At 58.5% G+C, this 13,243-nt stretch carries 10 protein-coding genes; 5 read left to right on the top strand and 5 right to left on the bottom strand.

Features of this window, described 5'->3' with window-relative positions:
- Positions 1-22 precede the first annotated feature (22 nt).
- Positions 23-1,048 carry a formylglycine-generating enzyme family protein gene (locus tag DSM3645_RS26890; protein ID WP_131282854.1) on the top strand — a complete coding sequence of 342 codons (1,026 nt, stop codon included), beginning with the start codon at positions 23-25 and terminating at the stop codon, positions 1,046-1,048.
- Here the strand turns inward: DSM3645_RS26890 and DSM3645_RS30760 are convergent.
- From DSM3645_RS30760 to uvrA, 4 genes are all read right to left on the bottom strand, one after another.
- Complete coding sequence (locus tag DSM3645_RS30760) at positions 1,011-1,634, bottom strand: rhodanese-like domain-containing protein (protein WP_002655827.1); 624 nt, start codon at positions 1,632-1,634, stop codon at positions 1,011-1,013. The two genes, DSM3645_RS26890 and DSM3645_RS30760, sit on opposite strands and share 38 nt — an antisense overlap.
- 1,197 nt (positions 1,635-2,831) lie before the next feature.
- Entirely contained in the window at positions 2,832-3,878 is a 1,047-nt protein-coding gene (locus tag DSM3645_RS26875) for a ThiF family adenylyltransferase (RefSeq protein WP_002655825.1), read from the bottom strand.
- Entirely contained in the window at positions 3,875-4,711 is an 837-nt protein-coding gene (locus DSM3645_RS26870; RefSeq protein ID WP_002655824.1) for a hypothetical protein, read from the bottom strand. The genes DSM3645_RS26875 and DSM3645_RS26870 overlap by 4 nt, the downstream gene beginning before the upstream one ends.
- Positions 4,712-4,723: 12 nt before the next feature.
- Positions 4,724-7,573, bottom strand: coding sequence for an excinuclease ABC subunit UvrA (gene uvrA, locus DSM3645_RS26865; RefSeq protein ID WP_002655823.1), 2,850 nt, complete (start codon positions 7,571-7,573; stop codon positions 4,724-4,726).
- Positions 7,574-7,729: 156 nt separating this feature from the next.
- Here uvrA and DSM3645_RS26860 point away from each other — a divergent pair, with 156 nt between their 5' ends.
- Genes DSM3645_RS26860 through ligA form a run of 3 tightly spaced genes read left to right on the top strand, consistent with a single transcriptional unit; the run spans position 7,730 to position 10,516 of the window.
- Positions 7,730-8,050, top strand: a complete 321-nt coding sequence (locus tag DSM3645_RS26860; RefSeq protein WP_002655822.1) for a hypothetical protein — start codon at positions 7,730-7,732, stop codon at positions 8,048-8,050.
- The gene (locus DSM3645_RS26855; protein ID WP_002655821.1) at positions 8,047-8,427 is read left to right on the top strand and encodes a cupin domain-containing protein; all 381 of its coding nucleotides are present in this window, start codon (positions 8,047-8,049) and stop codon (positions 8,425-8,427) included. The genes DSM3645_RS26860 and DSM3645_RS26855 overlap by 4 nt, the downstream gene beginning before the upstream one ends.
- 49 nt (positions 8,428-8,476) lie before the next feature.
- On the top strand, positions 8,477-10,516 hold the full coding sequence (gene ligA / locus DSM3645_RS26850; protein WP_002655820.1) for an NAD-dependent DNA ligase LigA: 2,040 nt from the start codon (positions 8,477-8,479) through the stop codon (positions 10,514-10,516).
- A 439-nt stretch (positions 10,517-10,955) separates the two neighbouring features.
- Here ligA and DSM3645_RS31050 read toward each other — a convergent pair whose 3' ends face one another.
- Positions 10,956-11,219, bottom strand: coding sequence for a hypothetical protein (locus DSM3645_RS31050; protein ID WP_002655818.1), 264 nt, complete (start codon positions 11,217-11,219; stop codon positions 10,956-10,958).
- Between the two features lie 230 nt (positions 11,220-11,449).
- On the opposite strand from DSM3645_RS31050, the gene DSM3645_RS26840 reads away from it, so the two are divergent.
- The gene (locus tag DSM3645_RS26840; protein WP_002655817.1) at positions 11,450-13,114 is read left to right on the top strand and encodes a hypothetical protein; all 1,665 of its coding nucleotides are present in this window, start codon (positions 11,450-11,452) and stop codon (positions 13,112-13,114) included.
- Positions 13,115-13,243: the final 129 nt, after the last annotated feature.

Genomic DNA, 13,243 nt, shown 5'->3' with positions numbered 1-13,243 from the left:
TCGATGCGGCAAGGAGGCCGTCGTGACCAAATCAACGCAAAGGCTTCAGTACATGCGACAGTTGGCCGCCGGCAAACCGCCAGGCAAGCCGCGCCGCAGCTACTGGTTGCCGATCTCCGGCCTGCTGATCCTCAGTCTGGGCGTCGGCTTCTATTTCTTTCCGCCAGAAGGTCGATTTCCCACGCTCAGCATCGCAGGTCTCACTGGTGCGGCGCCTGCCAATTCGCCGCTCGAAGCGGAGGTCGAAAGCGATGATGACGGCATGATCTCGCTCGCCGGCGGGCTCTTTCTGTTGGGCAAGCCCGATGGTCCGCTCGACGCTCAGCCGGTCGTGAAAGTGAATATCTCACCGCTGCGAATGGATCGGCACGAAACGACCAACGCGCAGTTTGCGGCGTTCATCGAAGCGACCCAATATCTGACCGACGCCGAGCGACGTGGGCGATCGTGGGTTTTTGACGCCAAGACCGGAGAAGCGTCCATCGTCGACGGCGCTCAGTGGCGACATCCAACCGGTCCCGGCAGTACGATCATTGGACGCGAAGACTATCCGGTCCTCCAAGTTTCCTGGTATGACGCGCGCGCCTATGCCGAATGGGCCGGCAAGCGCCTACCGACCGAAGCTGAATGGGAGTTCGCCGCCCGCGGCGGCCAAACTAGCGGCGAATATCCGGCTCAAGACGCCGCGGGAAACATCGGCAACGTCTGGCAAGGACGGTTTCCGTTTGCCGACGCCGCGAGCGACGACTACGCCGAAGTTGCGCCAGTCGGCAAATTCGCCGCCAACGGATTTGGATTCTATGACATGGCGGGCAACGCCGCCGAATGGTGTAGCGATCACTACGCCGAAGATTCTTATCAACTGGCCGATCGCGTCGATCCGGTCGGCCCGGTCGAAGGGGAAGAACGGGTCATCCGCGGCGGCAGTTGGCTCTCGAGCGAACAGGATGGCGTCAGCGAAGCGATGGTCTGGTATCGCTCGCACTCTGGTCCCCGCTCACCGAACAACTTTACGGGGTTTCGCTGCGCGCAGTCGGTGACGCAGTAGACTTGTTCGCGTCCACTTCGGCGCCGGCGAACTCGATCTGCGTCGTATTGCGATCCAAGAGCGGCTTCAGCTCATAGACATTCTTGTAGCCATAGCTGTGCAGTGCGACGTAGGTATTGATGTTGAGCGACACGAACGCATTCTTGGGAGCGAACGCCGCCGGAGCGTTCTTGAAGTTGTTGTTGCAGTAAATCAACACGCGGGTCTCTGGGGTCGGAATTACTTGGGCCAACGACGCGGCGGTAAATTCGGTATAGGGCAAGTTGACGGCGCCCTCGACGTGCAGCAACTTGTACATACTGGCGCTACGAGCATCCAGCACCAGCGTCGCCGGATCCTGCGACATTTCGAGGAACTCCTGTTCGGAGACGCGACGCTTTGCGCGAACCTCTCTCGCCTGCAGCGCTTGCTTGAGATGCCCGTCGAAGTCAATCAACGGATTCTCTCGTTTGGCGTCACTGTTCAGACCGACAGAATTTTCCGATTCGGCCGCTTTGACTTCGTTGGTCAGCATCGTCTTGGTAACCAGGACGCCGGTAATGACGATCCCGCCGATCAACGCCCAACAAATGGTCCACTTGCGCATGACATGCTCCCTCGTTGAAATCGCGTGCGAAAATCTAACTAAGAATGTAGACGAATGAACCGACGCCGCAGTTTTTCCAAAAATTGACCTCGCTGGGGCAATGTGATCTCCAAGGGATGGGCGGAACACGAAAGTAGAACAAGGTAAAGAGACGGAGGAAGAACGGTAGAGGCATTCTACGTGCCGGTTCCCCGCTCTTGATTCCGGACTGCATCGTTTTTTGTCCGGCAGGTTGGACTGGACCGGACTGCATCGTTTTTTGTCCGGCAGGTTGGACTGGACCGGACTGCATCGTTTTTTGTCCGGCAGGTTGGACTGGACCGGACTGCATCGTTTTTTGTCCGGCAGGTTGGACTGGACCGGACTGCATCGTTTTTTGTCCGGCAGGTTGGACTGGACCGGACTGCATCGTTTTTTGTCCGGCAGGTTGGACTGGACCGGACTGCATCGTTTTTTGTCCGGCAGGTTGGACTGGACCGGACTGCATCGTTTTTTGTCCGGCAGGTTGGACTGGACCGGACTGCATCGTTTTTTGTCCGGCAGGTTGGACTGGACCGGACCGCATCGTTTTTTGTCCGGCAGGTTGGACTGGACCGGACCGCATCGTTTTTTGTCCGGCAGGTTGGACTGGACCGGACCGCTTCGTTTTTTGTCCGGCAGGTTGGACTGGACCGGACCGCATCGTTTTTTGTCCGGCAGGTTGGACTGGACCGGACCGCATCGTTTTTTGTCCGGCAGGTTGGACTGGACCGGACCGCTTCGTTTTTTGTCCGGCAGGTTGGACTGGACCGGACCGCATCGTTTTTTGTCCGGCAGGTTGGACTGGACCGGACCGCTTCGTTTTTTTGCCCGACCGGTTGGACTGGATCGCATCGAATTTGGCAAACAGGATCCCTCGCTTCAGTTGGAACGTCAATTTTCAACAACCGAAGCGCAGTGGCGCATAGAATCTCCGCCCCCGTCGGCCGATTCGACCAACGCGCGAACGTGATTCGAGGATTAATTCTTCACCCTCTAATCGACCCCAAGTCCGTGCGCTTCGTCAAGAGACAATCTTTTCGCAGCCGAAGGCCCAACGAATAAACAGGATTCAGATCTCTTTTGGCCGCGCAATCGCGCCGATCGGTTGCGTGCCCCCGCTTTGGGATTGGTTGCCGACTAGGCGGGTTCGCGGTGCGCCTTGACGCACTCTAGGCGCTACCCGCCGACGTAGCGCGAGTAGAGCGTGCGGGCCACTGAAGGTTCTGTCGTGCCGGCGATGATGGCGCGACCGTCGGGGAAGATCGTGAGCACGTATTCGTCGACATGCAGTCGCAGTAGATACGGGTTCTTCTCGACCCGGCCGACGCCGGTAAGTTTCTCGGCCAGCGCTTCCAGCGAGACGGCAGGGCGATCGGGAAAACTAATCTGCACGGCGTTGCGTCCGCACAGCACGGTCGATTGTCCCCCCAGGTCGCCGCGGAGCCATTCGTATTGCTGCTGTCCGCAGGCAGGGCAGTCGGCGTTGTCGCGCAAGTTGTCAAGCTTGATCTGTCGCCAGCGGTTTTCCCATAGGTCCACCACCACCAAGTCGCGTTGCACGGCGTCGCGGTTGCCAGAGAGCAGCTTGATCGCTTCCAGCGCTTCGAGCGACGCGATCACGTTGACGATCGGCGCCACCACGCCGGCGGTGTCGCAGGTCGGCGTCATCTCGGCTGGCGGCGGCTCGGGCATCAAACAACGGAAGCATGGGGTTTCCCGCGGCAGGATCACCATCATTCGCCCTTCGGCGCCGACGCAACCGCCGTAGATCCAGGGAACGCCCAGCTTCAACGATGCGTCATTCAACAGAAACCGCACGCCAAAGTTATCGGTCCCATCAATGATCACGTCGACGCCGGCGACCAACTCTTCGATGTTGCGATAGTCGACGTCGGCGACATGCGCTTCGATATGGACGTCGGAGTTGATTGCTCGCAAACGTTGCTCGGCGGCGACCGCTTTCGGCAGGCGATCGCGCACCTGTCGCTCGGTATAGAGAACCTGGCGCTGCAGGTTGTTCCACTCCAGAAAGTCGCGGTCGACAATTCGCAAATGGCCGACGCCGGCGCGCGCGAGCGTCTCGGCGATCACGCTTCCCAGCGCGCCTAGACCGACGATCAGCGCTGTGCTGCTGGATAGTTTCGCTTGCCCTGCCGCGCCAATCGCGTGGTAGGCGACTTGCCGCGCGTAGCGATCTTCGGGCTTGGCCGCATCGTCACTCATCCCACGCTCCCGACCCAAAGACCACTGAAATTGGACGCGCCGACCACTTCGGCTTGCAGCCGATCGCACTCGACCCGCAACTCGGCCGGCGTCACCGCCGACGCCGATTGACACCGCCACAAGATTTCAGGCAGGTCGCCGTTGGGAGTCGTCAGCGCGATGCTTTCTTCTAGGCAGTTGATCACCACGTCGGCCCAGTCAGGCGTCGCTTCTTCGCCCAGACAAGCCAACGGCAGATGAGGCGCCGCTCGTTTTATATCTGGCAGTTGGATTCGCCCCGGCAAGATCGCCATTGCGATCGAAGCCCAAGCGGCCAGGCGAGCGACTTCGCTGGCGATGTCGTTGTGGTGAGCGTCCGATAGATCGGCGATCAGATAAACGCCTGCCAACAGCGCTCGCTCGCAAAGTTCCTGGGAAGGGGCCGCGACAATCGCGGCCATGCCGCTGGTTCGCCAGGGAGCAAAATCGATGAGTTCGTTTTGCGTCGCGGCAGCTGCTCGTAGGACGAAGCGATGATCTTCGAGCCGCAGCTGCGAGCCGCGCACATGCAGATCACGGATGCCGAACGGCTGTGCAGCCCCGGTGATGTGATAACAAGAGGGGGTGCGGGGAGTCCAAAAGTTCGGTTCCGGCAGAACTGCGCGAAACGGCGCCGGGCCGCCGTCGACCTTTTCGACCCGATACTTGGCGGTCAACGTTTGCGCGAAAGCGTTGCTGGGCCCTTCGATCCGCGTATCGTGATCGACGGGGCCCTCGATCCAAAGCTCGACGCGAGCCTCGCTCGTAGCGCCTTGGCGAATCGTCCAGGAATTGGCGAGCGGATCAGGAGTCATCGCGACTCCATTCTATTCTTTGGGGGCGAGCCGCACGCCGGAACGTGACAGCAATGCTTCAGCCAAGGCGCGACCAGTGCGCGAATTCTCATTCTGCGCGACTTCTTCCGGCGTGCCGGTGGCGACGACCTGGCCCCCTTCATCGGCGGCGCCGGGGCCCATGTCGATGATGTAATCGGCGGCCATCATCATGTGCAGATTATGCTCGACGACGATCAGCGAGTGTCCGACTTGCAGCAATGAGTTGAAGCAGTCGAGCAACTGCGCGATGTCGGCGAAGTGCAGACCGGTGGTCGGCTCATCCAGCAAAAAGAGGGTGCGACCCCGTTTGGAAGAGGCCAAGTAGCCTGCCAACTTCAAACGCTGCGCTTCACCGGCAGAGAGCGTGTTGGCCGGCTGGCCGAGACGCAAATAGTCCAGTCCGACGTCGATCAGCCGTTGCAGTTTAGACTGTACTTTCGGCTGGCCGCGGAAGAAGACGAACGCTTCGCGAATCGTCATGTTCAGCACTTCGGCGATGTTCTTGCCGCGGTACAAAACTTCCAGCACATCCTTTTTGTAGCGTCGTCCTTTGCACTCGGGGCATTTCATGTAGACATCGGCCAGAAACTGCATATCGATCGCGATATGACCGTCGCCGTCGCAAGCGTCGCAGCGTCCGCCGTTGACGTTAAAGCTGAAATGACTCGCGGTGAAATTGTGCGTCCGCGCCTGGACCGTCGCGGCGAAGACCGAGCGGATCTCGTCAAACGCTTTGATATAGGTGACCGGGTTCGAGCGGGGAGAGCGGCCGATCGGGCTTTGATCAACCAAGACGACGTCGTCGATTTGGCCATCGCCAAAGACATCATCACAGTCGAGCGCCTTGGGGGCTTCTTTCCGCTTGCGGCGGCAGAGGGCCGGATAGAGCGTGTTGTCGACCAGCGTACTTTTGCCGGCGCCGCTGACTCCGGTCACGACGCAGAGGACGCCGAGCGGGAACTCGACTTCGATGTTTTTCAGGTTGTTGCCGCGGGCGCCTTTGATGCGGACGCGGCCATGCGTCGTTTCGCGGCGTTTCTCGAGATGGATCACCTTGCGGCGTCCCATCAGATAGTCGCCGGTCAACGTTTCTTCGGAGGTCAGCAGCTCTTGCGGCGTTCCCTGGAAGATGATCTCTCCGCCGCGTTCGCCGGCGCCGGGGCCAAATTCGATGATCTCGTCAGCGCGGCGAATCATCGACTCTTCGTGCTCGACCAGCACGACGGTATTGCCCCGTTTGTTTAGATCGCGAATCGCTCCGGCCAAACGTTCGACATCCGCCGGATGCAAACCGACCGAGGGCTCATCAAATACATAGAGCATGTTGACCAGGCTGGAGCCGAGCGTGCTGGTCAGCGCAACGCGCTGCGCCTCGCCGCCGCTCAGCGTGCGGATCGTCCGATCCAGCGCCAAGTAACCGAGCCCGACCACATTCAGGTATTTCAAGCGATCGAGTAATTGCGACAGCACCTGACGAGCGACCGCTTGATGCCGCGGGTCGACTTTCAGCGACTTGAAAAACTCGTACGAGTCGCGAATTTTCATCTTCGAGACTTCGGCGATGTTCTTGCCGCCGATGCGAACTGCGAGCGATTCAGGACGCAGGCGCTTGCCGTGGCACGATTCGCAATCGCGGAAACTGCGCCAGCGACTGAGGAAAACGCGCAAGTGCATTTTGTACTTGCGCCGTTCGAGCCATTGGAAGAAGCCTTTCAGGCCGCCGAACTCGCGCTCGGGCACGCCTTCGCGAATCAGACGCAGGTGCTCTTCGGTCAGTTCGCGGAACGGCACGTTGGTCGGCAGATCGTAGTCTTTGGCTAGCGCCAGCAACTCTTCCAGCTCGTGATGATAGGCCGGCGTATTCCAAGGCGCGATCGCTCCGTCGGCTAGCGTTTTGCTGACGTCCGGAACGATCAGGTCCATGTCCATGTCGATCACGTTGCCAAAACCTTCGCAGGCCTGACAAGCGCCGAGGGGACTATTGAAATTAAAGAGTCGCGGCTCCGGCTCGATGAACTCGAGATTGCACGTGTCGCAGCGGAGCTGATTGCTGTAGACGTGTCGTCGCCAAGAGCGGCCGTCGATCTGCTGCAGAATTCCGTGATCGCCGGCGCCGTTCAGCTCTTCCGACTCGACCAGCAATTGGCAAACTCCTTCGCCATGCAAAAACGCCGTTTCGAGCGATTCTTGCAGACGCTCCGCTTTCAGGCCTTCACCTGAGAGACGATCGGCGATCGCTTGCACCGCGCCGCCGTTGAGTTGCTGAGAGTCGGTCGTCAGGTTGAGCGTTTGTTGTCCCGAGATGACCCGCACGAAGCCATCTTCGCGCAAATCGGCGACGACCTGTTCCCACGTTTCTTCTTGGTCGGGAGCGACCGGAAAGGTGAGCATCATCTTGCCGGGCGAGTTCATCTCTAGAATTCGCTGGGCGACTTCTTGCGGCGTGTCGCGCTGAATCTTGGCGCCGCAGCAAGGGCAAATGATTTCGCCCACTTTGGCGAACAACAGACGCAGATAGTCGGTCGTTTCGGTCGCAGTGCCGACGGTCGAGCGATTGGAGCGCGAGTCATTGCCGCGGGTTACCGCTAGGGCCGGCGGAATGCCGTCGATCGATTCGGCGGCTGGTTTTTCTAGGCGTTCCAGAAATTGCCGCGTGTAGGCCGAAAAGCTCTCGATATAACGTCGTTGCCCTTCGGCATACAACGTATCGAGCGCCATGCTAGTCTTGCCGCTGCCGCTGACGCCGCAGAATACAATTAGCTTGCGATGATCGAGATCGAGGTCCACTTTTTTTAGATTGTGGACTTCGACTCCTCGGAGTTGAATCGACGTATTGGGCAACGCTGGCTCCTCCCCACTTCCTCTCCACGCACGCTGGCGACGATCGTAGAATCCTTCATCTTACCCCCGCCTGCGCAGACAAGATAGTAGCGGGGGTGTCCAGCGGCTTGCTTGCCCCCCGGCAGTCCGATAGAGTGTCGCAAATAGGGGAACTTCATGAGCCGAGTCGTCAAAACATTCAATCCGTTCTTTGTCGCGCTGCTGATTGCCGGAACCGCTTTCGCCGTCACTGCTTGCGGCTATGGAGTTATGACCGTGCGACTGCTCAACCGGACGGCGGAGGCCGGTGGAATGGTCGATTTCTTTCGCCGGCACGGGTTTACGCTCTTAATGGCCGAATTGGGCATATTGGCGATTTGCACCGTCTTGGCGATCATGACAGACGACTACTGGACCCGTCGCGCCGAAGCAAAAGCGGCCCGGAAGTTAGAACAAAGCAGTCCCCCTGCAGACCCAAACAAACGAGAAAACCAATGAAAGTTCAGCACTTTGAACAAGCGGCCGCCAGTCTGGTGAAAATGGAGGGAGCGACCGGCTGTCAGGTACGGCAATTGATCAACGACAAGGATGGCGCGCCCAACTTTGCGATGCGCCAGTTTGAAGTCGCCCCCGGCGGTCATACGCCCAAGCATCATCATCCCTACGAGCACGAGGTTTACGTCATCGCCGGCGCCGGGATCGTGCTCGAAGGGGATCAGCCGCGCGAGATCAAAGCAGGCGACGTGATCTATGTGGCGCCTGACGATGTGCATCAGTTTCAGAACGTGGGGGAGACTCCGCTGAAGTTTTTGTGCCTGGTGCCCAACTCGGCCAACAACGCTCAGTTTGTCGCCAAGCCGGAATGCGCCGAGTAGGCGCCGCGACCACTCGTTTCGCTCGACTCCAGTACGCGAAGGACTACGTATGGCAGCCGTCCAAGAAGAGATTGATCACCTACGCGCCGAAATCCGCCGGCATGATCGGATGTACTATGTCGAAGCGAAAACGGAAATCAGCGATCTTGAGTACGATCAACTGCTGAACCGGCTCAAGCATCTTGAAGCCGAGAATCCGCAACTGGTTACGCCCGATAGTCCGACGCAGCGGATCGGAGATCAGCCGGTCGAGCATCTGAATCAAGTGGCGCATCGCGTGCCGATGTTGTCGATCGACAATACCTACAGCTTGGAAGAGCTGAAAGCGTATGGCGAGCGCATTCAAAAGCTGCTGCCGGAGGAAAAGATTGAGTGGGTCGTCGAGCTGAAGATTGACGGCGTCGCCGCTTCGCTGTTGTACGAAGCAGGACGGCTCGTGCGCGGAGTGACGCGCGGCAACGGTCAGGTCGGCGACGACATCACTCATAATATTCGGACGATCAAAGATATCCCGCTGCAATTGGCCGGCGACGACGTTCCGCCGGTGTTGGAAGTGCGCGGCGAAATCTACATGACCAACGACGAGTTGTCGCGCATCAACAAACGTCTGGCCGCCGCCGGCGAAGCGCTGTACAAGAACACACGCAACGTCACCGCCGGCAGCATTCGGTTGCTCGATCCTCGCATTTGCGCCGAGCGTAACTTGCGGATGTTTACGCACGGCGTCGGCTATGCGGAAGGATTGAACAGCGAGTCGCACATCGACTTTCTGAACGAACTGAAGCAATACGGACTGTCGCCGACACCCAAGGTGGAAGCGTTCGCCGATTTTGACGCGGCGGTCGCGCATTGCGAAACGCTGATTGAAACGCTCCAGGACTTGCCGTTTGAGGTCGACGGCCTGGTGCTGAAGGTCAATCGCTTTGAACAACGAGAAAGACTAGGCAGCACGACCAAAAGCCCACGTTGGATCATCGCCTACAAATTTGAGAAGTACGAAGCGATCACCAAGCTGAACGACATTCGCGTGCAAGTGGGCAAGACCGGCACGATCACGCCGATCGCCGAGCTTGAGCCGGTCGAACTCGCTGGTACGACGGTCTCGCGCTCGAGTCTGCACAACGCCGAGCAGATCGAGCGGCTTGATATTCGCATCGGCGATGTAGTGGTGGTCGAGAAAGCAGGCAAGATCATTCCGCACATCGTGCGCGTCGAGATGCATGAGCGCAAGACGGAACTGCCGAAGTTCGAGTTTCCCACCCAATGTCCGATTTGCCATACGACGCTCGTAAAGGACGAAGGAGGCGTTTATATTCGCTGCCCCAATCGCGAGACTTGTCCGGCGCAGTTGAAAGAACGGATCGGATATTTTGCGTCACGCAACGCGATGGATGTTGAAGGACTAGGGGACAAATTGGTCGACCAGTTGGTGGTGGATGAATTGGTTAAAAGCTACGGCGACATCTATCGATTGACGGTTGAAGAACTGGCGCAGCTCGAACGGATGGGAAAGAAGTCGAGCGAGAATCTGATCGCGTCGATCGCCGCCAGCAAAGATCGCGGGCTCGCACGACTACTGAATGGGCTCTCGATCCGTCACGTCGGCAATCGCGTCGCGCAGTTGTTGGCTCGCCATTTTGTGACGGTCGATGCGTTGCTGAGCGCCAGTGAAGAGGAGATCGCCGCGGTCAACGAGATTGGGCCGATTATCGCGGCCAGCGTGCATCATTTTTTCGCGAGCGAATTTGGTCAGCAAACGATCGAAGACCTCCGCCAATTGGGGCTTAAACTGACCGAGGACGTGCCGGATGTCGTCGCATCCGACGAAACGGGCGGCGGCCCGCTGACCGGCAAAACGCTGGTCGTTACCGGAACGCTGGTGAAGTACGGACGCGACGAGATTCAGGAGCTGATTGAAAAGCATGGAGGCAAAGCGACTTCCAGCGTTTCGAAAAAAACCGACTATGTGGTCGCCGGCGAAAAGGCGGGAAGCAAATTGGCGAAAGCCCGACAACTGGGGGTCAAGGTGCTAAGCGAAGCGGAATTTGAAGTCCTTTTAGCCGGAGTCGACTCCCCCCAAGTCAACTGATTTTATATGAATTCGACCCAATTCTCAAAGTAGACGATTTTTTTGTCCGCCAAATGAATTTGAATTCGCTTAGTTAGGTAGGCAGCCAGCCAATTAGCCAGTGAGCCAGCTTTTTACCTAATTCATATGACTCTTTTGGGGATCAGAGGCATGCGAGTTCTATCGCTCAATTTGCGGGAAAGGGCGACCGCTTGGTATCGATGTCTGCGATGCCAAACGGTGGTCGCTGCGATGCAACCGCTTTCCAGTCACTTTCACTGCGACCAGTGTGGGCAAAAATTGGACGAAGATGACGAGATCGCGATCGTCCATCCATTGGATCGACGACCGCCTTCGCAGAACTAGCGTTCTGCCAATAAGAGATTCAGCAGGGTTCTGAATTGCGAACAGGGCGTCGAAGTGCTGCGGCGCCCGGATTCGTTTCTTGAGGACAGCTTTCTTATTTGCTGTCCGTGTTGATGTCTTTCAAGCTACGCCCCAAACGCTTGTTGCGAGGACCGGCGCTGGTCGCGGTCGCGCCAAGCGATTTGCGCGCGGCGGTTGATTCGCCAACATCACCCATCAGGCCCAGGAAGTCGGACTTCCCTTTGTCTTGTTCAACCGGCATGCCGATCTGCTCGACAGCGTCATTCACGCCGAGCAACACCGCTTGTTTCACGCCGTCGCGCATCCACTGAAAGAAATTGAAGTTGTTCGTTGTCATGCTCGCTTCCTTGTTTCAAAGTCGCCCGAGTTGAATCGGTTCGGGAGCGTAGCAAGCTCTCGCCGGCGCGTCCAGGCGAATCATCCCGCGCGTCAAACCGACTCAATTTCGCTAGCACTGACCTAAGCGACTAAGAAAGGGTGGAAATTTGGAGACAGTGCGTCGATAAGTAAGGCAGGGAAGGTTGCGTGGAGATGCGCAACCGAAATTCTACCGGTAGGAGACGGAACGTGGCGGCGAAAAACCAGGCGGGACGACATAGTGAGAATGTCAACCAACAGGAGCCTTTTTCGTGGGGCGCCTTTTCTTTCGGAATCATTTTTGGCGTGGTCTTGCTCTATATCGTGATTGTGCGCCCGGCGCAAAACGATGCGCAGGCCCTCGAACTGCGGATCTCGCGAGTCGATCGCACCTTGACGGAATTGGTCTCCTTCAAGTCGAGCGTGACAAAGACGAATGACTTGATGTCTTCGCTCCAACAGCAAGCCGAGCAATTTGCCGCTGCTCGCGCTTCGCTCGACTCGCTCGAGAACATCCGCTGCGAGTTGGCCGCCAGCCAAACTGATTTCCGACAAGTGGAGGCCGCCTTGGTGCGGCTTGATCGACTGCAGCAACGCTTAAATGATCAGGCCCAGGCCGCCGCCGCGTCCGTCCGCGTGGTCGAAAACATCGACTACGTCCACCGTACCCTGCTCGAGCAAGACGCCGGCACGCTCGACGCGATCGCCGCGCTGACCAACGCCGACAATCTCCGCAGCCGAGCCCAACGCGTCGAGCAGGATCTAGCGCGCACCGAAGTGACGCTTGATCGGGTCGCGTCGTTGCATCGCCGCATGCAAGATCAATACCCGGCCGCGCTGGCCGCCGAACAAACGCTCAATCAACTGCTGAACGCTCAATCGCGGATCGCGATGGCCGATCGCAATCTGGCGGCGACTGATCGCGCCGTCGCCGGGTTGTTGCGTCTGCAAGACAAAACGTTGCACAGCGCCGCCAACATGCGTCAGGCCGACATGTTGCTCGACAACGTCTTGGCGATCCCCGGCGAACTCGCCAAGGTTTCGCGTCACTCATACGTCGCCAACCTCGAAAACAATCTGGGATCGTTGACCAAGCTGCTGGACAAAGTGCTGGCTTCCCAGTCCCAGACGCGTCATGCCGATCTGCTGCTTGAGAATATGCTCGCTCGCCAGGATGAGATCATCCTCTCCGCGACCGAAGCTCGCCAGGCCGACATGGTGCTGGGCAACATCTTAGGACAGCAAGGAGAACTGCTCGCCGCTACTTCGCAGTCGCGTCGCGCTGACAATGTGCTGCAAAACTTGCTTGGCATGCAGGACGAATTGGTCGACAGCGTACCGCAAGCTCGCCAGGCGGATGTCGTGTTTGGAAACATGCTGCACTTGCAGGACGATCTGGTCAACTCGCGAACCAACGCCGTCGCCGCTGGAATCGCTCAGCAGAACATCTTCGCTTTGCAGCAAGAGTTGGTGCAAGCGGCGCCGTTGACGACGCGAGCTCGCCAAGTCGCCGGCGACATGATGCGGATCGAAGCGGAGCTGATCTGCCAGGCCGGCGACAGCCGCGAAGCTCGAGAAACTCTCGACGAGTTGGTCTCGCTTCGCAGTGAACTCTCGGCAGGTCGGCTCGACGTCGAATCGGCTTTGGCTTCGCTGCGTCAACTGATGACGCTCAAGACCGAAGTGCTGCAAGCGTCGCACCCGCAGCAGAGCGGCTTCTTCCGCTTCGCTCAAGCGGTGAGCGGCGCCATGGTTCGCAGTTCGAGCGTGGTCGTGTCGCTTCGCCCGCACGAGCTGCAGCGAATGGCCGATCAGTCGCTGGGCGAACAGCAGCAAGTCATTGCTCGGCAGATCTCGGGAGCAATCTTGCGATAATCAAAACTACCAGATCCCAGATGGCGGTCGGAGGTCACGCTCTGCCGCCATAGGTAGAAAGGGAGTTCTCTTTGCAAAAGGGGAACTCCCTTTTTTAATTCCTGGCGCGATGCGCTTCCCTTGTCTTCC

Origin of the sequence: Blastopirellula marina DSM 3645 (assembly GCF_000153105.1) — a bacterium.
GTDB lineage: Bacteria > Planctomycetota > Planctomycetia > Pirellulales > Pirellulaceae > Blastopirellula > Blastopirellula marina.
Note: the sequence above shows the minus strand (reverse complement) of the source record. Positions and strands in the feature narration are given on the sequence as shown.

What these genes read in the sequence shown, in the direction of transcription:
- DSM3645_RS30760 (WP_002655827.1), bottom strand. Translation starts at nt 1,634, where the DNA reads ATGCGCAAGTGGACCATTTGTTGGGCGTTGATCGGCGGGATCGTCATT.
- DSM3645_RS26875 (WP_002655825.1), bottom strand. Translation starts at nt 3,878, where the DNA reads ATGAGTGACGATGCGGCCAAGCCCGAAGATCGCTACGCGCGGCAAGTC.
- DSM3645_RS26870 (WP_002655824.1), bottom strand. Translation starts at nt 4,711, where the DNA reads ATGACTCCTGATCCGCTCGCCAATTCCTGGACGATTCGCCAAGGCGCT.
- DSM3645_RS26860 (WP_002655822.1), top strand. Translation starts at nt 7,730, where the DNA reads ATGAGCCGAGTCGTCAAAACATTCAATCCGTTCTTTGTCGCGCTGCTG.
- DSM3645_RS26855 (WP_002655821.1), top strand. Translation starts at nt 8,047, where the DNA reads ATGAAAGTTCAGCACTTTGAACAAGCGGCCGCCAGTCTGGTGAAAATG.
- ligA (WP_002655820.1), top strand. Translation starts at nt 8,477, where the DNA reads ATGGCAGCCGTCCAAGAAGAGATTGATCACCTACGCGCCGAAATCCGC.
- DSM3645_RS31050 (WP_002655818.1), bottom strand. Translation starts at nt 11,219, where the DNA reads ATGACAACGAACAACTTCAATTTCTTTCAGTGGATGCGCGACGGCGTG.